Below are 23,326 nucleotides of genomic sequence, written 5' to 3'. Positions count from 1 at the left end.
ACTTGCCCTTGGAAAACCAAATTCATCGCGGCGCTTGGTGACAATCTTGCCAGAGATTGCTAAGTCCGCCGCAACCGTCAGGAACAGAAAAAGTCACTCCCATGCCCGATCTTCTTATCGAACTCCGCTCCGAGGAAATTCCTGCCCGCCTGCAGCGCAAGGCGGCCGGCGACCTCAAGAAGCTGCTGACCGATGCCCTGGTCGAAGCGGGCCTGACCTATGAGGGTGCGCGCGAATACTGGACGCCGCGCCGGCTGACGCTCGATATTCGCGGCCTCAACGCCCGCTCCGCCGACATTCGCGAAGAGCGCAAGGGCCCGCGCACCGACGCCAACGAGAAGGCGATCGAAGGCTTCCTGCGCGGCGCCGGCCTTTCCTCGATCAGCGAGGCACACGTCCATAGCGACCCGAAGAAGGGCGATTTCTATGTCGCCCACATCGTCAAGCCGGGCCGCCCCGCCGAAGAGATCATCGCCGAGGCGATGCCCGAGATCATCCGCAACTTCCCCTGGCCGAAGCCGATGCGCTCTGGCGCCGCATCCGCCAAGCCAGGCGCGCTGCGCTGGGTCCGCCCGCTGCAGTCGATCGTCTGCACCTTCGGCTCGGAAACCGAGGAAACCCATGTGATCCCGTTCGAAGTCGACGGCATCGTCGCCTCAAACGTCACTTATGGTCACCGCTTCCACGCGCCGGAAGCGATCACGGTCCGTCGCTTTGCCGACTACGCCGAGAAGCTCGAAAAGGCGAAGGTCGTGCTCGACGGCGAGCGCCGCAAGGAGATGATCCTTGCGGATGCGCGCAATGTCGCCTTCGCCAACGGTCTCGAGCTGGTCGAGGACGAAGGCCTGCTTGAAGAGGTCTCCGGCCTCGTCGAGTGGCCGCAGGTGCTGATGGGCAGCTTCGAGGACGCCTATCTCGAAATTCCCTCGGAAATCATCCGGTTGACGATCAAGACCAACCAGAAGTGCTTCGTCACCCGCGCGCCGGGCGCAGACACGCTCTCCAACAAGTTCATCCTGGTCTCGAACATCGAGGCGAAGGATGGCGGCAAGGAAATCGTGCACGGCAACGGCAAGGTCGTGCGTGCCCGCCTTTCGGACGCCGCGCATTTCTGGCACCGCGACCAGGGCAACCTGCCGGACCTCGAAACGCTGGAAGCCTCGGCCAGGAAGTTCGATCTCGATCTGAAGAAGCCGCTCGACCAGCGTATGGCCAAGCTTGACGCGCTGAACGTGACCTTCCATGCCAAGCTTGGCACGCAGGGCGAACGTGTCGCCCGCATCCGGGCGCTGGCTGCCGAACTCGCCAAGGTCACCGGCGCCGACGCCAAGCTCGTCGACCGCGCCGTCGTGCTCGCGAAGGCGGACCTTCGGACCGAAGCCGTCGGCGAATTCCCGGAGCTTCAGGGCATCATGGGGCACAAATATGCGCTGCTTCAGGGTGAAAAGGATTCTGTCGCGACCGCAATCGAAGACCACTGGAAGCCGAACGGCCCCTCCGACCGCGCGCCAACCGATCCGGTGGCGGTCACCGTCGCGCTTGCCGACAAGCTCGACACGCTCGTCGGCTTCTGGGCGATCGACGAAAAGCCGACCGGCTCGAAGGACCCTTACGCGCTGCGCCGTGCCGCACTCGGCGTCATCCGCCTGATCCTGGAAGGCAAGGCGCGCCTGGCGCTGCTGCCCGCTTTCGAAACGGCGCTCGTGACCCTTCGCGCGCAGAAGCCGGAACTGTCGGCCGACGTTTCCGTCGATCTGCTCTCCTTCTTCCATGACCGCCTCAAGGTCTATCTGCGCGATCTCGGCGCCCGCCACGATTTGATCGACGCGGTGCTGACGCCGGATTCGGATGATCTTCTGATGATCGCCCGCCGCGTCGAGGCGCTGACCGCCTTCATCACCGACGAGGAAGGCCGCAATCTCTTGGCCGGCACCAAGCGCGCGACGCAGATCCTGGCAGCCGAAGAGAAGAAGGGCACGACCGTCGCCGACGCCGTCGATGCCGGCCTCTTCCGTCTCGATGCCGAAAAGACGCTGCACCAGGCCGTCGAAGCCGGTTCGGGCGAGGCGCGCGAGGCGATCGCCAAGGAGGACTTCCGTTCGGCCATGGAAGCTCTGGCAAAGCTGCGCCAGCCGGTCGACCAGTTCTTCAACGACGTGCTGGTCAATGACGACGATGCGGCGATCCGGGCCAACCGCCTGGCGTTGCTGGGTCTCATCCGCTCGGCCACCGGCACCGTCGCCGACTTCTCCAAGATCGCCGGCTAAGCTGAGTTGCCTGCCGCCGGCTCGCTGGCGGCAGTTGCTCTCGCACAAACGTTCAAGCTCGCTGCGAGTTGGCGCCCTATATGCTGTCTCCATCATCAAGATGGAGACAGCCGATGAACATCGCGACGAAGACCTACAAGCCGATCAATTTCACTGAAAAGCTCGCGCTCTTCAGCGATCAGTGGCAGCCGCGCGTCATTGCCGAGCTCAACGACTACCAGTTCAAGATCGTGCGCATCGAGGGCGACTTCATCTGGCACGACCACCAGGATACCGACGAGGCCTTCATCGTCATTGAAGGCACGTTGCGGATCGATTTTCGCGACGGGTCCGTGACGCTCGGCCCCGGCGAAATGTACGTCGTGCCGAAGGGCGTCGAGCACAAGCCCTATGCCGAGCGCGAGGTGAAGATGCTGTTGATCGAGCCGCGCGGCACGCTCAACACCGGCCACGAGGGCGGTGAGCGAACCGCCGCAAACGATCGCTGGATCTGAGGTTTTGGGCCAGCGATCCCCATGATCGCGCTTGCTCACTGGCATGGCACCGGAGTAGAGGGAGACATGCCCGCAAAAATCCTCGTCAGCGCCTGTCTCATGGGCCACGCCGTCCGCTATGATGGCCAGTCGAAACCGCTTGTTCACCCGGCGATCGACCGCTGGCGGGCCGAAGGCCGCCTCGTGACCATCTGTCCGGAAATGTCGGCAGGCATGCCGGTGCCGCGGCCGCCGGCCGAAATCGCCGCCGGCGCCGGCGGCAAGGACGTGCTGGCCGGCAACGCAAGGGTGGTGGAGATCAACGGCCGCGACGTGACCGGCGATTTCGTGCAGGCGGCGGAAAACGCGCTTTCGCTCGCAAGGGAGGCCGCCTGCCACTTCGCGCTGCTGATCGATGGCAGCCCGTCCTGCGGATCCGGTTTCGTCTATGACGGCAGCTTTTCCGGCGCGCGCCATCCGGGGGAGGGCGTCACGGCCGCGTTGCTCGCCGCCAACGGCATCGAGGTCTATTCGGACAGGCAGATCGACGCACTGATCGCGCGGATCGAAGAGTTGGAAGGCCCGCAATAAAAGATTACGCCCCTGCTTCTCTCAGGGGCGTAATCTCTCGCTATGCAGCGAAACGCCCGTCAGCCTTTAGATGCAGGGGACGGCTGAGCGGGGCAGGGAACTTTCCCGATAGGTACTCAGTTTAGCCGAAGTTCGAGCGCGGCCGGATCAAAATCCTGTGAGCCCTCGTCGGCGGCCGGCGAAGCCGCCATGGAGGCGCCGATCGGGGTTACCGCGGCGGTCTTTGCGGTCTGATCGATGGAAAGAAACTCCGGCTTGGAAGCCTGCGGGTTCTGGTCGTTCGCGATGTTCGAGACCGTTACGGTTGCCGCGTCGTCCGGTGCCGCTGCGGCCGACTGGATTTTCTCTTGCGACGGCCTGCTGACGAAGACGACCGGCGAGCCCCCGAGCCAGGCTTCGGTGCGCACCATCTTCGTCTCGCCGTTGATTTTCTTGAACTCGACCGTTTGGTCGCCCGCCGCGATCGTGGGGACGACATAGGTCACTTTCTTTCTCGACTGCAGCGGCGGGCAGCCGGCGCAGGAGACCAAGGAGACACTGGCATTGTCGGTCGTTCCGGACGCGATCGCTTCGATCGACGACGCCGCCGCGTTGCCTGCGGCAAGCCCAAGCACGGTGGTGATCAGCAACAGGCGCATCGTTTTTCTCCCGGATCGTTACCGGCAAGAATATGCGCGCTCCCTTACTTTCCCGTCAGGAGAATTGGTAAAAATAGAATGATCCGCGAACTACCGGTTTCCGGTCACGCCTTCTCGCGTGCGACCGCGCGCCAGCCGATATCGTGCCGGTAGAAGCCGTTATCCCAGGCGACCGCGGAAACGGCGGCATAGGCCCCATCCTTGGCGGCGCCGGCGCTTGCTCCCGTTGCGGTGATGTTGAGCACGCGGCCACCGGTTGCGACCAGGCCTCCGTCCTTCATCGCTGTACCGGCATGAAACACCTTGGTGGTGGCCGAGGCTGTGGGAAGCGCCTGAATTGGCGTGTTCTTGGCATAGCTGCCCGGATAGCCCTTGGAGGCCATCACGACGGTCAGCGCCGTTTCGTCGCGCCACTCTATGGCCATGCCGGCGAGCGTGCCGGTCGCCGCGGCGTAGAGCAGCGGCAGAAGGTCGCTCTTCATCCGCATCATCAGCACCTGGCATTCCGGGTCGCCGAAGCGGACGTTGTATTCGATGAGTTCCGGCCCCTTGGCGGTGATCATCAGCCCGGCAAAGAAGACGCCGGAGAAGGGATGGCCGCTTTCCGCCATGCCGCGCATGGTCGGCTCGATGATTTCCTTCATCGTGCGCTCGATCATCTCTGACGTCATCACCGGGGCCGGCGAGTAGGCGCCCATGCCGCCGGTGTTCGGTCCGGTGTCGCCGTCGCCGACGCGCTTGTGGTCCTGGGCGGACGCGAGAGCCAGCGCCGTCTTGCCGTCCGAGAGGCAGAAGAAGCTTGCTTCCTCGCCATCGAGATAGGCCTCCACCACCACTTCGGCGCCAGCAGCGCCAAAGGCGCCGGCAAAGCAATCCTCGACGGCGGCGAGCGCCTCGTCGAGCGTCATGGCGACGGTGACACCCTTGCCGGCGGCGAGGCCGTCGGCCTTGATGACGATCGGCGCACCCTGCGCGCGCACATAGGCCTTGGCGCTCTTAGCATCGGTGAAGCGGCCATAGGCACCGGTCGGAATGTGGTAGCGGGCGCAGAGATCCTTGGTGAAGCCCTTGGAGCCTTCGAGCTGGGCGGCGGCGGCCGAGGGGCCGAAGACGGCGATGCCGGCTGCCCGCAGGACGTCGGCGAGGCCTGCGACCAGCGGTCCCTCAGGGCCGACCACGACGAAATCGATCTTTTTCTTCAGGCAGAATTCGGCGACGGCCGCATGGTCGTCGGTGTCGAGGGCGACGATTTCAGCTTCCTCGGCGATACCGGGATTGCCCGGCGCGGCGTAGAGCTTCGTCAGTTTCGGCGACTGTGCGATCTTCCATGCAAGGGCGTGTTCGCGCCCACCCGAACCGATCAGAAGAACCTTCATTTGAGCCCCCGATATCCCGAAAATGTTGCGCTGCGGTTAGGACGGCAGGGCGGCAAGGTCAAGGGAAAACGGGAGTTGAGGTGGCGATTCTCGCAATCGCCACCATTCAGGCGATGGCCTGACGGCCGTGATGATCGTCCTGTCCGTCGTCGTGCGCGTAGCGGGCGGTGCGCGTCAGCGCCCAGATTGCCAGATCCTCGATCGGCAGCGGCTTGCTGATGAGGTAGCCCTGGAACAGATCGCAGCCGGCGGCCGTCAGCATGGAGAGCTTCTCCGGCGTGTCGATGCCCTCTCCGACGACCGCGACGTCCTTGGCGTGGCAGAGCGCAATCAGCGCCTTCAACACCGGCAGCGACTGCGACGCGGTGAGGTTCGACACCAGCGCCCGGTCGAGCTTGATGGTGTCGGCCGTGTACTCGATGATCTGCTGCACGGACGTGTACCCGGCGCCGAAATCGTCGATCGAAAGGCGGAAGCCGTTCTGGCGCAGCGCATCGATGTTGCGACGAAGCTGGTCGCTGAACTTGACGGCGAAGGTTTCGGTGAGTTCGATCTCGATCGATCGCGCCTCGAGGCCGTGCCGCGCGAGGCAATCGGCGAAATGGTCGGCGATCGCCTTGGAATGCAGTTCGGCCGAGGAAATGTTGATGGCGAGCACCGTTTCCGGGCCGAACAGGGCTTTCAATTGGCGGCAATCGGACATCGCCTTGTTGATCACCCACCAATCGATCTTGGTGAACAGCCCCGAGCTTTCGGCGATCGGCACGAATTCGTCCGGGGTGACGTTGCCAAGCACCGGCGAGTACCAGCGCAGCAACGCCTCGCAGCCGGTGACCCGGCCCTCGGTATCGACCATTGGCATGTAGACGAGATGGAACTGCTCGTCCGGATCGAGCGAACGCAGTTCGTCCTGGATCTGGCGCAGCCGCGTGCGCTTGTCGTGAAGCGCGCGCGAGTAGCGGGCCGAACGGTTCTTCCCGCTGGTCTTGGCCTGATACATCGCGGCATCGGCGTTCGAGATCAGTTCGGCGAGGTTGGTGGCGTCATCAGGGCAGATTGCAGCCCCGATGCTGGCCGTCACCGGATAGCGCTTGTCCGACACTTCGAAGCCATCCTCGAACAGCGAAAGAATGGCTGCCGAAATCTCCCGGACCGTCCCGTCGCCCGGCCGCGAGCGCACCAGCACGGCAAACTCGTCGCCCGAGAGGCGGGCGAGGATGGCCGGCTTCTGGCCGCGCCGTTCGGTGATCGCGTCGACCCGCTCGGCGATACGGGTCGCCAGTGTCTTCAGGAGTTCGTCGCCGATCTCGTGGCCGTGCTTGTCGTTGACGAACTTGAAGTTGTCGATGTCGATGAACAGCAGGCTGCATTTCTCGCCGGCCGCGATCGCCTCGCGCACGACGCCGGCGGCAAGCGCATTGAAGTGGCCGCGGTTGCTGATCCCGGTCAGCGTATCGGTCCAGGAGCTGCGCTGCACGAGCTTCAGCGATTGCACCGACTGGCGGTGCAGTTCGCGAATGTTTTCGGTGAGCCGCCCGATTTCGCCCTTTTCTTCCATGTCGCGGATTTCATCGCGCGCGCCCACCATGACCGCCATCACATTGGCGTCGAGCGTGGCGATCGGATCGGTGATGAAACGGCGGATCAGCATGATGATCAGCCAGATCGAGAACAGGCTCATGGCGACGGCGCCGAGCGCCAGCAGGAACTTCTGCCGCGCCATCAGCGCGTCGAAATGCTCGCTCGAAACGGTCAGCGTCGCGTAGAGCGATGGCCCGAGATGCACGCTTGCCGAAAGGTCGTCGGTAATCGCCTGCGGCCAGGGCTGCAGAACGATGTCGGAGCCGTATTCCTTCTTCAGCGCCTGCTGCATGTCGAGGAAACGATCGGGCTGGATCGCGACCTGAACGAGCAGGGCGCTCGATTTCTTGCTCGGCAGCGGCCGGGTAAAGGCGATGGGATCGAGGAAGAAGGAATAGACGATGCGCGGTCTCTGGCCGGCTTCGTAGAGATAGGTCCAGTCAGCGAGTTTGTCTTCCCGGATCAGCCGGCGGGCGAGGTTGAGCTGAGCCTCGTCGATCTCGGCGAACGGATCCCAGCTGTTTTCGAAGTAGTATTCCGACTTGAGTTCCGAACTCAGAAGTGCCAGCGAAACGTAGCCCGTCGGATCGTCGAGCAGCGACTTGACGCTTTCCTGCAGCCGGACGCCGAGCGCATTGGCCCGGTAACTCGAATCGGTTTCGGAAACGTACTGGCGCAGCGAATTGCCGTTCAAGAGCGCATTGAGAAAGCCTTTGCTGCGGCCGATCTCGTTCTGGAAGACAGCGGCCGCATGTTCAAGTCGTTGCGACAGCTTGGCATGTTCGAGCGCGCGAATGGAGCGGCTCTGCGTGACGTGGACCGAGACGGCCGCCAGCAGATAGCCGGCAAGCACCACGGGAAAGATCAGGATGAGCGCGCGTTTGCCGAGGTTCACTGGAAATTCGCCAATGTGCTGATGATGCGCCGGCGCAGCTGCACCGACTCTGTGGACAGTTCCTGTTGATACTGGCTCTTGGCCAGAATGTCGGGCGAGGGATAGATTGCCGGATCGGAGCGGACAGCTTCCGGCAGCAGTGCATGGGCCGCCCGGCTTGCCGTCGGCATGTTGAGTGCGAGCGCGTTGGCGGCCGCACTTCCCGGCGAGCCGAGATAGTCGAGCAACGCCAGCGCCCGATCCTTGTTTTGCGAATTGGCGACGACGGACATGCAGTCGAGCCAGGAAAGCGTGCCCTCCTTGGGCACGGCGTAGCGCCACACGCCCGGCGTTCCGGCCTTGTCGTTCAGGACATGCTGGTCGCCGCTATAGCCGAGCGCCATGTAGATGTCCTTGCTGACGGTTGGGTTCTGGATCGAGCTGATGACGTATTCGTAGGTGAGCACGGAAGGGGCCTGTTCCTTCATCAGTGTGAAGGCGGCTTTCAGCGTGGCGCTGTCGTTGGTGTTGATCGAATGCCCAAGCAGCATCAAAGGTGCGACGAAGGCCTCGTTGTGGTCGTCGTACATGGCCACATGCTTGGCGAGTGCGGGCGTGGGACGCATGAGGTCCTGCCAGGAGGTCGGTGCTTCGGGCACGACATCCGACCGGTAGAGAATGCCCATCGTGCCCCAGAGATAGGGCAGGCCCCGGCCGGAGCAGCGCTTGCGCCAGCTTTCGTCATAGTCCCTGAGCGAGGCGACGTTGCTCTCGTCGAGCTTTTCGAGCACGCCCTTGCGGCCGAAGAGGGCGGCGCTGTTTTCGCCCGTCACGACAAGATCGACCCGACTGTTCGGATCGGCCAGCACCTCGTCGCGGGTATCGCCGCTGTCGTAATAGACCTGGTGTACCGAAACGCCGGTGATCGACGTCCAGCGGTCGAGGATCTTCTGGTCGATATAGGATTCCCAGATGAGCAGGTTCAGGGTCTCGGCCTTTACCGCCGTTGCGAATAGCAACGTCGCCAGTAAGGCCGGAATCGCCGTTCGCCCCTGCATTGTATACCCCTGCCCAAGCCCTGCAGACGACCGTAGCGCGCAAAAATTGATGAATGATTACGTAGGGCTGCGACGAGTGACGGGGGTGCCAAGTGCTGTTCGCCGCGCAAACGAAAACCGGGCGCCGCATGGCGGCGCCCGGTGCGTTTGCCGGATATCTTCGGCCTCAGATGCTAGCGCGCCGGGATCTTCGGCAGGAGGATCGTGAGGATGCCGAGCAGCGGCAGATAGGAGCAGATCGTGTAGACGAACTCGATGCCCTGCCGGTCGGCGAAGATGCCGAGCACGGCAGCCCCCATGCCGCCGAAGCCGAAGGCGAAACCGAAGAAGACGCCGGCGATCAGGCCGACCCGGCCCGGCACCAGTTCCTGGGCGAAGACGACGATCGCCGAGAAGGCCGAGGAGAAGATCAGGCCGATGACGACGGAGAGCACGCCGGTCCAGAAGAGGTTCGCATAGGGAAGGATCAGGGCGAAGGGGATGACGCCGAGGATCGAGAACCAGATGACGAAGCGGGCACCGTAGCGGTCGCCGATCGGGCCGCCGAGGAAGGTGCCGGCAGCGGCTGCGCCGAGGAACAGGAACAGCATCAGCTGCGCCTGCTGCACGTCGATGCCGAACTTCTCGATGACGAAGAAGGTGAAGTAGCTGGAGATGCTCGCCATGTAGACGTTCTTGGTGGCCGTCAAGAGCACGAGCACGGCAACCGCCCACATCACCCGACCCTTCGGCAGAGGCAGGGCGCGGCTCGGTGCAGCACGGCTCATGGTGGTGCGGCGATGGCGCACATACCAGGTGCTGACCCAGGAGAGCACGAAGAAGCCGATGATCGCGACGATCGAGAACCAGCTGAGGCTGCCCTGGCCGAAGGGAATGACGATGAAGGCGGCGAGCAGCGGGCCCATGGCGCTGCCGGCATTGCCGCCCACCTGGAACAGCGACTGCGCCAGACCGTGGCGGCCGCCGGAGGCAAGGCGCGCGATGCGCGAGGATTCCGGATGGAAGATCGCCGAGCCGACGCCGATCAGGCTTGCGGCAACGAGCAGCACCCAGAAGTCATGGGCATTGGCGAGCAGGATCAGGCCGCTGCAGGTCGACAACATGGCGAGCGGCAACGAATAGGGCAGCGCCCAGCGGTCGGTGACGATACCGACGGCCGGCTGCAGCATCGATGCCGTCAGCTGGAAGGTGAAGGTCAGGAGACCGATCTGCACGAAATCGAGCGAGTAGTTCGCTTTCAGCAGCGGATAGAGCGCTGTCAGCAGCGACTGCATGATGTCGTTCAGCATATGGCAGAAGCTGACGGCGAGGATGACGGAGAAGGCCGTCTTTTCCGGGGAGATCCCGGAAGTTGAGGTCACGGTAGACATGGGAGATTCCTTGCCGTCTCGAAGGTTGTATGCGGCGTGGCTATCTGTACTGAGGTTGCGATTGGCCTGCTTTTGTGATCTGGTCGAATTCTTTCGTGAGTGGGCCAAATGCCGATCCGCCGATTTCCGCTGCCGCAGCTTCCCGACGAGGACCATTTCCGCAATCTCGACTGGGTCGAGACAGGCAATGCCCCCGTGCTCGCACTCGGACGGGACTACAATGCCGGTCTGCTCGTCCCCTTTCACAAGCACACCCGTACCCAGCTCTGGTGGGCGCGGGGCGGCGTCGTGCTGATGCGCACCGAGCGCGGGCGCTGGATGGTGCCGCCCGGCCACGCACTGCTGATCCCGGCCGGCATGGAGCATTCGGCCGAGATGATCAGCGACGTGCGCATGCATTCGATCTACTTCGCGCCGGACCTGTTGCGCGCCGAGCGGCCGATGGTCATGGAAATCAACCCGCTCGCCGGCAGTCTTGTCGACGCCCTCGTCAGCGTCGAGAACGAAACCATGTCGGAGCGGCGTGAGCGACTGGTCACGGATCTGCTGCTCGAGGAAATCGGGCGGCTGAAGGAGCGCCCGCTCGGCCTGCCGTTCCCGCGCGACGAGAGGCTGGCGGCGCTCTGCCGGCAGTTCCTGCAGGCGCCGTCGGCGTCGGCGAGCATCGATCAATGGGCGGACCGGCTCAGCCTCAGCCGGCGGTCGTTCACGCGGCTGTTTCGCAACGAGACCGGCGTCAGCTTCGTCACCTGGCGCCAGCAGGCCTGCATCTTCGCCTCGCTGCCACTCCTTGCCGACGGCGAGCCGATCATCAACGTGGCGCTCGACGCCGGCTATGAGAACGTCGCGGCCTTTACGACCATGTTTCGCCGCATGCTCGGCAGCCCGCCGAGCGTCTATCTCAGGACCTATCTCGGCCAGTGACCAAGGGCACTCGGGCCCTCATGGGAAACGAAGGCTGAATTGACCTGGTTAACGGAATCGTAGGAACAAGGGGCAATAACTCGCCCTGTGCCGTTCCTGCCATCTCCCTCCCTCGGCCCGACGGCACGGCCAATTTCGCCCCGGCGAATGTATCTTCCGGAGTTGTTTCTTGCGTATCCGTTCTCTTCTCCTCCTTTCTGGAACCCTTTTTCTGTCGGCAAATGCCGCCTCCGCCGGCGACGGCCAGTATTTCTGGTCCGGAGACTGGTATCTGAAGGTTGGCGCCACCGGCTTCTACGGCCCGAAATACGAAGGCGCCTCCAAGCGCATGTTCCAGGCGGCACCGCTGATCTCGCTCGGAAAGGCCGGCAGCACGGTCCGCTTTTCCTCGCGCAACGACAACATGTCCTATGCGCTGGTCGACCAGGGCAGCTTCCGCGCCGGTCTCGTCGGCAAGCTGATCTTCGAGCGCGATGCCGACACGTCCAGCGATCTCAAGGGACTTGATCCGGTCAAGTTCGGCGGCGAAGCCGGCGGCTTTGCCGAAGTCTACCCGACCGACTGGCTGCGTGTGCGCGCCGAGGTCCGCCAGGGCATTCGCAGTCACCACGGCGTCGTTGCCGATGTCGCGGCCGACGCGTTTACCGATGTCAGCAGCAATGTGCGCATTTCCGGCGGCCCGCGCCTGTCGGCGGCTACCAGCGGCTATTACACGGCCTATTACGGCGTGAATGGCCGCGAGGCTGCAGCCTCGGGCCTCAACGAATACTCGCCGCATGGCGGCGTCGGCTCCGCCGGCGTCGGTGCTGCGATCACCTGGCAGGCGACGGAAAAGCTCGAGACCAGCGCCTATGCCGAATACAAGCGCCTGCTTGGTCCGGCGGCCGATTCCAGCCTCGTTCGCGAGCGCGGCAGCCGCAACCAGGTGCTCGTCGGTCTGTCGGCCACCTACCGCTTCGACTTCACGCTCCCCTGATTTGGCGCTTGGGCCCCATGGTCTGCGGCGATCTCGCCGCTTGACCGGCCGGGCCTGCGGGGTCAAACAGGGACATGAACACAATCTCTGCCGATTCCGGCCGCGTTCAGGACGCGCCGTCCAACAATTGGGTCTATCGCGTGCTGCCGCGCGCGCTTTGGCCCTATGCGCAGCTGGCCCGTTGGGACCGCCCGATCGGCTGGCAACTGCTGCTGTTGCCCTGCCTCTGGTCGGTGGCCCTGGCATCGGGCGCAGCGGCAAGCGCCGGTACCTTCTCGTTCGGCCGCTTCCTGTTCCATTGTTTCCTCTTCACCGTCGGCGCCATCGCCATGCGCGGCGCCGGCTGCACCTACAACGACATCGTCGATCACGACATCGATATGGAAGTGGCCCGCACGCGCTCGCGGCCGCTGCCGTCGGGCCGCGTCTCGCGCCTTCAGGCCAAGGTGTTCATGGTGCTGCAGGCGCTCGCCGGTCTCGTCGTGCTGCTACAGTTCAACTCTTTCTCGATCGTGCTCGGCATCCTGTCGCTGGCAATCGTCGCGATCTATCCCTTCGCCAAGCGCTTTACCGATTGGCCGCAGTTCTTCCTGGGGCTCGCCTTTTCGTGGGGGGCATTGATGGGGTGGACTGCCGAATTCGGCACGCTGTCGCTTGCCGCCGTTCTGCTTTACGGCGCGGCCATCGCCTGGACGATCGGCTACGACACGATCTATGCCTACCAGGACAAGGAAGACGACGAACTGATCGGCGTGCGCTCGACGGCGCGCCGGTTCGGTGAAAATCCGCGGCCATGGCTGATCGGCCTCTATGGCATCGCGACGCTGCTTGTCTTCCTGTCGTTCCTTGCGGCCGGGGCAGGGGCCTTCGCCTATCTCGGCCTTGTGGTTGCAGCCGCGATGCTGACCTATCAGATCCTGGTGTTGAACATCCACGATGCCGCGCAGTGCCTGGCGCTGTTCAAGTTCAACGGCATCGTCGGCCTGATTGTCTTTGCCGGGCTGGTGCTGGCGCTTCTCCTGCGCCTGATATGAAAAATCCTCCGTCGCGGCGGAGGATCGTCTTCATGTCTTACCGTCAGTTTAGCCCTTGGCGGGCCGCCTAGGTGTCACGCCCAGCTGATCTCGCGGGCGGCCTTGCGCTTCTTTGCCTCGTGACGTGCACGGAAGCTGGACAGGACGGCGGCAACGGCTGAGGCGATGTGCTTGCGCATCGGGTTTCTCCTTCTTCGTGGTCTTGGCTATGAACCCGATATGGCACGAAGAAGGCGGTGCGGCTGTTTCCGTGGGAACATCCCGGCAATTCTCCGCGGAGGCGAAAGTTGCCCCGCGCCGTGGGAGCGCGAAGGTTATGCGCGCGATGCGCCGCGCCCAGCTTCCCCGACAGATGTGGCGTCGGCGCCAAACGCCAACAGCCGGCCGCAGGGAACGGCCGGCTGTTGTGCTGGAGGTATGCTTCAGGAATTAACTGCGGGCGATGATTTCGCGCCCGTCGATCTTCATGTGAACGCCAAGCGTGCCGGTGGAACGGCGCACGAGGAAACGCGGCCGGCGCTCTGCGAAGAAGGAGTGGCGGCGGCGCGGCTTGACGGGCGCCGTGCGCACGTCACCGAGATGCTCTTCGAGCGGCCTTGCCACGCCGTCCGCTTCGACCATCAGCATCGGAATGCGGTAGGCTTCTGCCCAGGCGCGCCAGTCGGCTGCGATGTCGGACAGATCGTGTGCGACGAGCAGCGGGACGCAGAGGTCCGGGTCGTCGTGATGAAGTTCCAGCGTCACTGTAACGTCTCCGTCGCCGTGATCGATCGCGCGAGCCGCGACCCCTTTGAATGCCCGCGCCGGCAATGCGATCGAAAGCGGCAGGCCGCTCGATGGTAGCACCTTGCGCAGAACTGCGCCACGCTCGTCCAGGCTGATCGTGACATTACCCGTGTGACCACGCAATGCGTAGCTTGCCTGCTGTGGAAAGCGCTGCGGATCAAGACGGAGCGTGTTTTCGACCCATGCGGGTTGAGAGAGTGTGTTGCGCATTTCAATCGCCCTTGTTTTTCCTTGAGAGCCGGTTTCCGGTCTTCTCGTCGGGACTTTTCGTCCTCTATGTGCGGGAGAATAGGCGGCGCCCTTTCCGAACGACTTAAAATTCGCGGTTAAGAAAACTTTGCGTTTTTCGATGGTTAGCAAAAGCCGACCGGTCAGGGTTTCCGTTTCGTCAACGCCGCCGGCGGGTTCGTTCCGATCAGGCGCAACTGCGCCGACGCCCGGGTTGCGGGCAAAAGCCACACGCAAGCCAGTCCTGCAATCATGACGCGTCAGAATTCTGTTTCGGGGATCGGATCCGGCCTTTCCCCTTGGGTAACCGACGAGGCGCCAGGGCATGGTATCGACCTATCTCGACTACAGTCGCATCACGCGGGACATGAGGAGCAGCCTAAACCGCGTCGCCCAGCAGCCGCAGATCGCGCGTGAAGCCGAGTATTATAAAGAGAACATCGGCAACGTGAAAACTGTCGAGGAGTTTCTGGGCGACTATCGTCTCTACTCCTACGCGATGAAGGCGCATGGCCTCGAGGACATGACCTATGCCAAGGCCTTCATGCGCAAGGTCCTGGAAAGCGATCTTTCCGACGAAAACAGCTTTGCCAACCGTCTCACCGATGAACGCTATCGCAACTTCGCGCAGGCCTTCAGCTTCAGTTCGTCGAAGCCGATGGCTCAAACCAACGCACAGCAGGATGCACTGATCGGTCTCTACAACGAGCGCATCGCCAGTCTCGACACGGTCATGCGGGGCGAGATGGCCTATTTTGGCGCGGCCATGGACCTCGTCACCGATGTCGATCAATTCCTCGGCAACGAAAGGCTGCGCTCGTTTGCGTTTACGGTTTTCGACCTGGACCCGAAGACATTCAACTACACGGAAGTTCGCGACGGGCTGACCACCAGTTCTGCGGACCTGGGCAACGCCAGGCTCGCCGCAGCGACGAGACGGGATGAAGCGCTCAAGCTGTATACGGATCTCGACACGCGGATCAAGACTCTCGGGGCAATCGACAAGCTGACCGCCGAACTGGCGGCGGCGCCCGCTGCCGACAAGCCGGCGATTCAGGCGAAGATCGACGAACAGAACGCGATCGTCGCCGATCTCGATGCCAAGCTGCCGCCACGCGACCAGGCGCCGGCGCTGATGACGTCGCTCGGACAGGAATTGAACACGCTGAACGGACGCATCCGCAATCTCGACACCTATATCGCCATGAAGAATTTCTTCAACTTCAACCCCGACGGCAGCGTGCCGGCTGGCGGGAAGGCGATCAGCGACGCAAAGAAGACGGAACTCAACAACATCTACGTCTTCAAGAAACCCGGGGAGACGCCGTTGGGGGGCGCGCGCCTGACGGGCGCCGGGGCGCTGCTCAACAAGGAATACTACGAACAGAAGATCGCCGGCATCACCACCATCGCCGAGCTGACAAGCGAAACCCGGCTGTTCAATTACATCGTCACGGCCTTCGGTCTCAAGGCGTCGACGACGATGCCGTCGACGATTGAAAACATCCTCACCAGCGACATCAACGACCCGAACAGCTACGTCAACACACAGGGCGGCGAGTACAATGCCGCCTTCAAGGAGCTGCACAAGGCTTTCAACTTCCGGCCTGACGGCACGCTGCAGCCGGGCAAGACGGCCCAGGACGCCGATCAGCTGAAGAAGACGTCCGACAGCTACATGGTGCGCTACAACGACAAGGGCGATGCCGAAGACGAAGCCGTGGTCAGGAGATTCAAGCTCCTGGTCAATTCGATGGAGTCGGTCGACAAGCTGCTCGCCGACAAGGGCGTACTGAAATTCACGCTGAGCGCTTTCGGGCTCGAAGGCGAGGACCTGAGCGCGCGCGAACTGAAGCGCATCCTGACCAGCGATCTCAACGATCCCAAGAGCTACGCCAACACGCTGCGCGACGAGCGCTACGTCAAGCTCGTGAAGGCATTCAACTTCAATCCGGACGGAACGCTCGGCGCGCCGAAGCTCGCACAGAGCGACGCCGACATCATGAGCACGGCGAGGGATTATATCATTGCCAAGTCCCGCTTCGGCACGGACGAGGAGAAGAAGGTCGCCAAGGAAAAGGCCCAGGACGAAGCCAAATATTACACCGCCGAGATCGCAAAGATCGAAACGCTGGATGCCTTCCTCAAGAACCGGCGGCTGGTCGACCTTGTTCTTGTCGGCTCGGGCATCGACCCGGCGACGGTCAAGACCGATTATCTCAGGGATATGTTTACGTCGGACCTCGACGATCCGAAGAGCTTCATCAACAAGGATCCGAACGGGCTGAAGTATCGCGAGATCGTCGCTTCCTTCAATTTCGACAAGGACGGCAAGATCGTCAGGGGCGAGGCAGGGCAGATCCAGACCCGCCGCGGTCTCATCACCACGGTCGATCTCTTCCTCAACCAGTCGCTCGAGGAGAAGGAAGGCGCCGATAACGGTGGCGTTCGCCTGGCGCTCTACTTCAAGCGCAAGGCCCCGGAAATCAATACGGCCTACGACATCCTGGCCGACCGCGCCCTGTCCGAGGTCATCAAGACGGCCTACAGCATGCCCGAGGGCCTGCAGAACGCCAAGATCGAAGCGCAGGCGGCCTATATCGAGCGCACCGTCAACATCAAGGAACTGCAGGAGCCCGGCAAGCTCGAAAAGCTCCTGCAGCGCTTCACGGCGCTCTATGACGTCGAAAACAACACGGATGTCTCGGCCGGTCTTGCTATCCTCACCGGCGGCGGCGGTGGCGGCGTCAGCGCCGAGACGCTGATGTCGCTCTCGCAGTTGCGCGCCGGCGGCCGCTGATCGAGGCCACCCGATGGTTGAGCTCGATCGCGTCCCGGTGGGGCTGTAGCCGGCCACGTAGGGCCGGCCGCCATCACCCTTCGGCGCGCAGAACCTTGTCCGGATTCATGATGCCTGCGGGATCGAACGCGTGTTTGATCCGTTGCATCAGCTCGATCTCGATCGGCGACCGTACCTCGGCGAGCTCGTCGCGCTTCAGCTGGCCGATGCCGTGTTCGGCCGAGATCGAGCCGTTGTAGCGCAGGACGATGCCGTGGACGATCGCGTTGATTTCGCGCCAGCGGTCAAGGAACGCCTGTTTGTCGGCGCCTACCGGCTGCGAGATGTTGTAGTGGATGTTGCCGTCGCCCATGTGGCCGAACGAGCAGATGCGCGCGCCGGGGATCGCCTTCATGACGGCGGCATCCGCCTCCTGCATGAAGGCCGGAATGCTGGAAACGGGCACGGAGACATCGTGCTTGATGGACCCCCCCTCGGGCTTCTGCGCCGGCGACATGCTCTCGCGCATGTGCCACAGCGCCTTGGCCTGCGTCTCGTTGGCAGCGATCACGGCATTTTCTACGAGACCGGCTGCAAATCCCTGTTCCAGCAGATCCTGCACCATCCGCTCAGCGCTCTCGGCGCTATCGGACGTCGAGATATCGATCAGCGCGTACCAGGGGTGGATCGTCTCCATCGGGTCGCGAACGCCGGGAATGTGTCTGGTGGTGAACTCGACGCCGAGCCGTGGCATCAGTTCGAAGCCGGTCAGCGCCGGCCCGCAGAGGCTGGACGCCTTTTCGAACAGCGCGAGCGCATGCTCGACGCTGCCGACGCCGGCAAAGGCAACCTGATGCCCGAGCGGCCTGGGGAACAGCTTCAGCACCGCGCCGGTGATGACGCCGAGCGTACCCTCGGCACCGATGAAGAGATCGCGCAGGTCGTAGCCGGTATTGTCCTTCTTCAGCCGGCGCAGCCCGTCCCAGATCTCGCCGGTCGGCAGCACCACTTCGAGCCCGAGGCAGAGCTGGCGCATGTTGCCATAGGCAAGCACGGCGGTGCCGCCGGCATTGGTGGAGAGATTGCCGCCGATCCGGGCCGAGCCCTCGGATCCGAGCGACAGCGGGAACAGCCTGTTGTGCTCGTCCGCCGCCTTCTGGACGTCGGCGAGAATGCAGCCGGCGTCGGCCACGATAACGTTACCGATCGGATCGACGTCGCGAATGCGGGTGAGCCGCTCCAGCGACAGCACGATATCCGCCTTGCCTTCGCGCGGGATCTGCCCGGCGACGTGGCCGGTGTTGCCGCCCTGCGGAACGATCGCCGTGCGGGTGGCGCTTGCGAGCTTCATGATACGCGAAACCTCGTCGACCGAGCCGGGGCGCAGCACCATCGGCGTCGTGCCACGGTAGAGGCCGCGGGATTCGACGAGGTAGCGCGCCGTGTCCGTTTCGGCCGTCAGCGCGTTGGCGCTGCCGACGATCTCGACGAAGGAAGCGATGAGTTCGGGAGAGGGAAGGGTGGTCATGGGCCTCACTTCACATTGCGCTCGCGCGCGCTTTCGGATCGGTCGATCGGAAGACATGATCCTCGGTTCGTGTCGGCTGCGATCATAATCGCAATTGCTGCCGGTCGGTGAGACCTGGGTGCGGAGAAGATGCCGCACACAGTCTTACCCTCGTGGTGCCGCCGCCCGCTGCAGCCGGTCGACGATGGCTTCGCCCAATCCTTCCGAAGGGATCGGACCGAAGGCGATCGCCTGAGCCCCGCTGCCGTCCGCCCGCTTCATGTAGTCGAAGAGGTTGGCTGCCGCTTCGCGCAGACTTCCGCTCGGACTGAGGTCGAGAACGACCACAGCCTGTTCCTCGCCGGCGATCCGGCCGCCGCCGAAGCGGATCAAGGCTTCGCCGGCGCGCACGTCCACGGCATCGAGCCGGACGGCAGCGCCGGGCGCATAATGTGAAGCGAGCATCCCCGGAGCCTCGATCGTTGCCCCTGCGGTCTCCAGCCGGATCACCGGACGATCGAGCAGGCGTTCGATCGCGGCGGCATCGAGGCCGCCCGGGCGAAGCAGGCGGATCTCGTCGCCATCGACCTTGATGATCGTCGATTCAAGCCCAATTTGCGCCGGGCCGGCATCGAGGATCAGCTTGAGCTTGTCCCCGAGATCGGCCTCCACATGAGCCGCGCTGGTCGGGCTGATCTTGCCGGAGGTATTGGCGCTCGGCGCGGCGAGCGGCCGGCCGAAGCGGGCGATCACCCGGCGCGAGAAACCGTCGGGCATGCGGATGCCAAGCGTGTCGAGGCCGGCAGACGCCAGCGCATGCACGGTGCTGTCGGGCCGTTGCGGCAGGATCAGCGTCAGCGGTCCCGGCCAGAAGGCTTCCGCCAGGCGGCGGGACAGAGGGTCGAAGCGCACATGGGCTTCGGCCATTGCCATATCCGAGACATGCGAGATCAGCGGATTGAAGCGCGGCCGCCCCTTCATCTCGTAGATGCGGCTGATCGCATCGGGATTGGTGGCGTCGGCGGCAAGGCCATAGACGGTTTCGGTCGGAATGGCGACCGGCTCACCTTCGGCGAGAACGGCGCAAGCGCGCTCGATCGCGCGGTCCGGTTCCTTCTCCGTGTCGATGATCTCAGCCATGCCGTTTCCTTTCCGACGCTTCCTTAACGGACGTGGCGGAAAAACAGAACGATTTTCTTTGTGGAACCGGATCCGGCTCAGAGGCTGCGGATGATGCGACGCAACGCATTGTCCTTGGCGCCGAGCATCAGGACGTTCTTCAGCGCAACCTTGGGATCTTCGGTGCGAAAGAGGAGCCCGTTGTCGCTCACGTTGCGGTTGATGACCATCTGTCCGCCGTCGCTGTTCGGCTCGATCGCGACGGCAAAGTACATGCGGGAGTAGCCGGTCTGGATGCGCTCGAAGAAATGCGTCTCGTCGCCGAGGTCGCAATAGAAATTGGCGAAGTAGAACGACCAGGTGATATCCTTGGACGGAGCCACCGGCGTGCGCGCCGCCGTCACGTGACAGTAGCCGAGATGCGGCCGGCCGGCGAGCGTGCGGTGGAAGATCATCTTCGGAAACTGGATCGAGGCGTGAAAGCCGTTGATCCTCTTGTGCGTGGTATCGCCGGCGGTGGAGAGCTTCTTGGCCGTTCGTTCCGCCACTTCTTCATAGCTGAGATAGCGGCGTTCGCTCGGCACCCATTGCCGGCGATTGATCCGGCCGGTGCGCAGGAATTCGGTATGGACTGCCGCCTTCGGCGGCGTCGCCGGCGGCTTCTCGGCCGCCGCGTCGTAGTATCTGAGCTTTGCCATGATCGTCAGCGCGCCATCTGCCTGCCTTGCCGGACCTGTCGTCCGCCGCGCAAAGCTAACGCCTCATGGTTAACGAAAGATTTCGATCCGGTGCGGACATCATGGCCTGCCCATGAGGCAGATGTCGCAAACGGGCGAAGTCTTCACGCGCCGGCGACAGACCGGGCGCAAAAGGCGGCAAGTGCCCAATAATTAATCTATCCATCTGTTTATAATGCATAAAACATAAATTCCTGGTCGTTCTCATCCGAATTATCCGTGTCGTCATTCTGGAATCGGATGTCGCTATCCGGCAGCTCTCGGGCGGGGTTCCAAGCTTACATATCCTTACTCAAGGTGCCGTCTTCGAAGAGGGGACGGAGAATTGGGAAGCCGGTCAAATCCCGGCGCTGCCCCCGCAACGGTGGTGGAGCGAAAGCCTCGGCAAAGGCCACTGGACGGGTTCGTCCGGGAAGGCGCCGGGCTGGTCCGAACGGACGGCTCCTGAGCCCGGAAACCAGCCTTGACGGACATAACCGTAACGGGTTGCGGCGGGCAGCCGGATCGGAGCCGAGAACGCATGGGCGTGCGCCCGTGCGGGTTCCTGTCCTGCCTCTCCGAAACATGGCGCATGAGGACAGGACATGGACACCAGAAACGATATGCTTCGAAAGCTGAAGGGTCGGCGCGACGGCTACAGCCTCGATCGGGCCTTCTACATCGATCCCGACTACTATCGGCAGGATCTGGAAAACATCTGGTACAGGGATTGGCTGTTCATCGGCCATGACTGCGAAATCCCGCGGGCCGGCAATTACTTCACCGTCCAGGTCGGCGACTATCCTGTGGTTATCACCCGTGACCGCCAGGGCACGATCCGCGCCCTGCACAACGCCTGCCGCCACCGCGGCTCCCGCGTCTGCACGCAGGCAAAGGGCTCGTCGGCAAAACTCGTCTGTCCCTATCACCAGTGGACCTACGAACTCGACGGCTCGCTGCTCTTTGCCCGCCAGATGGGCGAGGATTTCGACAAGGCGGCCCACAGCCTGAAGCCGATCCACTGCGAGACGGTCGGCGGCTACATCTTCATCAATCTTTCGGACAAGCCCGCGGACTTCGCCGCGTTCCGTGAGCTGGTCACGCCCTATCTCGCGCCGCATCGCCTCGGCGAAACCAAGGTCGCCTTCGAAAGCACGATCGTCGAAAAGGGCAACTGGAAGCTCGTCTGGGAAAACAACCGCGAGTGCTACCATTGCGCCGCCAATCACCCGGAACTCTGCCGCACCTATCCGGAAGCGCCGACGGCAACCGGCGTTCAGGGCGCCAAGGACGATCCTGTCATCGCCGAGCACTGGGCGAAGTGCGAGGCGGAGGGCCTGCCGAGCGAATTCAGGATGTCGCCGACCGGCCAGTTCCGCGCCGCCCGCATGCCGCTCGTCGACAATGCCGAAAGCTACACCATGTCGGGGGCGCGCGCGGTGAAGCGGGCACTATCGGCCGATGTCCTCCAGAAGCAGATCGGCACGCTCCTGATGTTCCATTATCCCACCACCTGGAACCATGTGCTCGCCGACCACGCCATCACCTTCCGCGTGCTGCCGCTCGGCCCCGAACTCACCCAGGTGACGACGAAGTGGCTGGTCAACAAGGACGCGGTCGAGGGCGTCGATTACAACCTCGAGGACCTGACCCATGTCTGGACCGAGACCAACGATCAGGATCGCCAGATCGTCGAGGAAAATGCCTTCGGAATCCGCTCGCCTGCCTATGAGCCCGGACCCTACTCGCCCGAGCACGAAGGCGGCGTGATGCAGTTCGTCGAGTGGTATTGCAAATTCATGGAGCAACGCCTGCAGGGCGATGCGACTCCGCTTTCACGGGTCGCCTGACATGCAGATGGCATCCTCCTTCCATCACTTCGATGCGCTGCATGTCTGGATCGACCGGCAGCAGATGCTCGAATGCACGTCGGCGGTGGTCGAAACCGCCGATGTCATGACCTTCACCTTCCGGGCCGAAAAGCCGGCCTGGTTCCGCTATCTGCCCGGCCAGTTCGTCACCCTCGAACTGCCGGTCGCCGACGAGCCGGTGATGCGCACCTACACGCTCTCATCGACGCCATCGCGGCCGCTCTCGATCGCCGTGACGGTGAAGGCACAGGTCGACAGCATCGGCACGCGCTGGATGTTCGAGCACCTGAAGCCAGGCATGAAGCTCCGCGCCTTCGGTCCGCTCGGCGATTTCAGTTTCGTGCGCCATCCCGGCGACAAGTATCTGTTCATCTCGGCGGGCTCCGGCGTCACGCCGATGATGTCGATGACGCGCTGGATGGCAGACTGCGTGCCGGAAACCGATGTGACCTTCATCTCCTGTGCGCGCCGACCGGAAGACCTGCTGTTCCGCTCGGAGCTGGAGGTTCTGGCCACCCAGATGTCCGGGCTGAACCTCGGCTTCATCGTCGAGGGGCACGAGGCGCGCCACGGCTGGCACGGCCTGCGCGGCCGCATCGACGGCGCCAAACTGCCGCTGCTTGCCCCGGACTACATGGAGCGCACCGTCTTCTGCTGCGGTCCGGAGCCGTTCATGCGCGGTGTGCGCGAGATGCTGACGTCGGCCGGTTTCGACATGAGCCGCTATCATGAAGAGAGCTTCCAGCCGGCGGCGGCACCCGCCGCGGAGGAGATCGCCGTGCGCGCCGGTGGCGGCGACGACGGCGACGTCCAGGCGGCCAAGATCGCCTTCACCATGAGCGGCAAGGAGATCGAGGCCAAGCCCGGCCAGACGATCCTCCAGGCAGCACGCGCCAATGGTGTCCGGATCGGCGCCGCCTGCGAAGGCGGCATCTGCGGCACCTGCCGGGTGATGAAGGTCGCCGGCGAGGTGGAGATGAACCACAATGGCGGCATTCTCGACGACGAGATCGACGAGGGCTACATCCTCGCCTGCTGCTCGCGACCGCTCGGCGACGTCCAGATCGAGGCGTGAAGAGACGCTAGCGCCGGCGGGTGAAAAAGGTTCACGCGCCGGGCGTTAGGCTCTTGTTTTGTGCATGCGCTACCGCAAGCCGC

General features: G+C 63.4%; 18 protein-coding genes and 1 riboswitch. Of the genes, 9 read left to right on the top strand and 9 right to left on the bottom strand.

All coding sequences use genetic code 11. The annotated features are described in order from the left end of the window. Window positions 1-101: 101 nt before the first annotated feature. From glyS to C1A35_RS13515, 3 genes are all read left to right on the top strand, one after another. Complete coding sequence (gene glyS, locus C1A35_RS13525; protein WP_104664833.1) at window positions 102-2,267, top strand: glycine--tRNA ligase subunit beta; 2,166 nt, start codon at window positions 102-104, stop codon at window positions 2,265-2,267. Window positions 2,268-2,380: 113 nt separating this feature from the next. Further along, window positions 2,381-2,761 (top strand): cupin domain-containing protein, encoded by a 381-nt coding sequence (locus tag C1A35_RS13520; protein ID WP_104664832.1) that lies wholly within the window; start codon window positions 2,381-2,383, stop codon window positions 2,759-2,761. A gap of 66 nt (window positions 2,762-2,827) precedes the next feature. Beyond that, the gene (locus C1A35_RS13515) at window positions 2,828-3,331 is read left to right on the top strand and encodes a DUF523 domain-containing protein (protein WP_104664831.1); all 504 of its coding nucleotides are present in this window, start codon (window positions 2,828-2,830) and stop codon (window positions 3,329-3,331) included. Between the two features lie 116 nt (window positions 3,332-3,447). Here C1A35_RS13515 and C1A35_RS13510 read toward each other — a convergent pair whose 3' ends face one another. From C1A35_RS13510 to C1A35_RS13490, 5 genes are all read right to left on the bottom strand, one after another. Continuing rightward, window positions 3,448-3,969, bottom strand: a complete 522-nt coding sequence (locus tag C1A35_RS13510) for a plant virulence effector HPE1-like domain-containing protein (protein WP_104664830.1) — start codon at window positions 3,967-3,969, stop codon at window positions 3,448-3,450. Window positions 3,970-4,073: 104 nt separating this feature from the next. Next, window positions 4,074-5,345, bottom strand: a complete 1,272-nt coding sequence (gene purD, locus C1A35_RS13505) for a phosphoribosylamine--glycine ligase (RefSeq protein ID WP_104664829.1) — start codon at window positions 5,343-5,345, stop codon at window positions 4,074-4,076. A gap of 106 nt (window positions 5,346-5,451) precedes the next feature. Continuing rightward, entirely contained in the window at window positions 5,452-7,821 is a 2,370-nt protein-coding gene (locus C1A35_RS13500) for a putative bifunctional diguanylate cyclase/phosphodiesterase (RefSeq protein WP_104664828.1), read from the bottom strand. After that, on the bottom strand, window positions 7,818-8,858 hold the full coding sequence (locus C1A35_RS13495) for an ABC transporter substrate-binding protein (protein ID WP_104664827.1): 1,041 nt from the start codon (window positions 8,856-8,858) through the stop codon (window positions 7,818-7,820). Before C1A35_RS13495 ends, C1A35_RS13500 begins: the two co-directional genes overlap by 4 nt. Before the next feature lie 173 nt (window positions 8,859-9,031). Continuing rightward, window positions 9,032-10,228 (bottom strand): MFS transporter, encoded by a 1,197-nt coding sequence (locus tag C1A35_RS13490; RefSeq protein WP_104664826.1) that lies wholly within the window; start codon window positions 10,226-10,228, stop codon window positions 9,032-9,034. Window positions 10,229-10,336: 108 nt separating this feature from the next. On the opposite strand from C1A35_RS13490, the gene C1A35_RS13485 reads away from it, so the two are divergent. From C1A35_RS13485 to ubiA, 3 genes are all read left to right on the top strand, one after another. Continuing rightward, window positions 10,337-11,152 (top strand): AraC family transcriptional regulator, encoded by an 816-nt coding sequence (locus tag C1A35_RS13485; protein ID WP_104664825.1) that lies wholly within the window; start codon window positions 10,337-10,339, stop codon window positions 11,150-11,152. 169 nt (window positions 11,153-11,321) lie between these two features. Then, window positions 11,322-12,128: a MipA/OmpV family protein gene (locus C1A35_RS13480; protein ID WP_104664824.1), complete on the top strand. Its 807-nt coding sequence runs from the start codon at window positions 11,322-11,324 to the stop codon at window positions 12,126-12,128. Window positions 12,129-12,202: 74 nt separating this feature from the next. Then, complete coding sequence (ubiA, locus tag C1A35_RS13475) at window positions 12,203-13,162, top strand: 4-hydroxybenzoate octaprenyltransferase (RefSeq protein ID WP_104664823.1); 960 nt, start codon at window positions 12,203-12,205, stop codon at window positions 13,160-13,162. Between the two features lie 429 nt (window positions 13,163-13,591). Here the strand turns inward: ubiA and C1A35_RS13470 are convergent, their stop codons facing one another. Beyond that, window positions 13,592-14,158 (bottom strand): DUF6101 family protein, encoded by a 567-nt coding sequence (locus tag C1A35_RS13470; protein ID WP_034801118.1) that lies wholly within the window; start codon window positions 14,156-14,158, stop codon window positions 13,592-13,594. Window positions 14,159-14,501: 343 nt separating this feature from the next. On the opposite strand from C1A35_RS13470, the gene C1A35_RS13465 reads away from it, so the two are divergent. After that, window positions 14,502-16,976 carry a DUF1217 domain-containing protein gene (locus C1A35_RS13465; RefSeq protein WP_104664822.1) on the top strand — a complete coding sequence of 825 codons (2,475 nt, stop codon included), beginning with the start codon at window positions 14,502-14,504 and terminating at the stop codon, window positions 16,974-16,976. A 73-nt stretch (window positions 16,977-17,049) separates the two neighbouring features. On the opposite strand, the gene C1A35_RS13460 is transcribed toward C1A35_RS13465, so the two are convergent. The 3 genes from C1A35_RS13460 to C1A35_RS13450 all read right to left on the bottom strand — a co-directional run bounded on the left by C1A35_RS13460 (window position 17,050) and on the right by C1A35_RS13450 (window position 20,279). Then, a complete protein-coding gene (locus C1A35_RS13460) occupies window positions 17,050-18,483 on the bottom strand; it encodes an FAD-binding oxidoreductase (RefSeq protein WP_104664821.1) in 1,434 nt (477 codons plus the stop codon). A 144-nt stretch (window positions 18,484-18,627) separates the two neighbouring features. Next, a complete protein-coding gene (locus C1A35_RS13455; RefSeq protein ID WP_104664820.1) occupies window positions 18,628-19,602 on the bottom strand; it encodes an L-threonylcarbamoyladenylate synthase in 975 nt (324 codons plus the stop codon). Between the two features lie 77 nt (window positions 19,603-19,679). Then, on the bottom strand, window positions 19,680-20,279 hold the full coding sequence (locus tag C1A35_RS13450; RefSeq protein ID WP_104664819.1) for a DUF6656 family protein: 600 nt from the start codon (window positions 20,277-20,279) through the stop codon (window positions 19,680-19,682). A gap of 317 nt (window positions 20,280-20,596) precedes the next feature. Then, a riboswitch (cobalamin riboswitch) is annotated at window positions 20,597-20,798 on the top strand. A gap of 104 nt (window positions 20,799-20,902) precedes the next feature. On the opposite strand from C1A35_RS13450, the gene C1A35_RS13445 reads away from it, so the two are divergent. Beyond that, entirely contained in the window at window positions 20,903-22,147 is a 1,245-nt protein-coding gene (locus tag C1A35_RS13445; RefSeq protein ID WP_104664818.1) for an aromatic ring-hydroxylating oxygenase subunit alpha, read from the top strand. Between the two features lies 1 nt (window position 22,148). Further along, window positions 22,149-23,243 (top strand): hybrid-cluster NAD(P)-dependent oxidoreductase, encoded by a 1,095-nt coding sequence (locus C1A35_RS13440; RefSeq protein ID WP_104664817.1) that lies wholly within the window; start codon window positions 22,149-22,151, stop codon window positions 23,241-23,243. The last annotated feature ends 83 nt before the right edge of the window (window positions 23,244-23,326 follow it).

The organism is Ensifer adhaerens, assembly GCF_002940685.1.
GTDB lineage: Bacteria > Pseudomonadota > Alphaproteobacteria > Rhizobiales > Rhizobiaceae > Ensifer > Ensifer adhaerens_E.
This window is presented reverse-complemented; position numbering and strand designations above follow the sequence as displayed.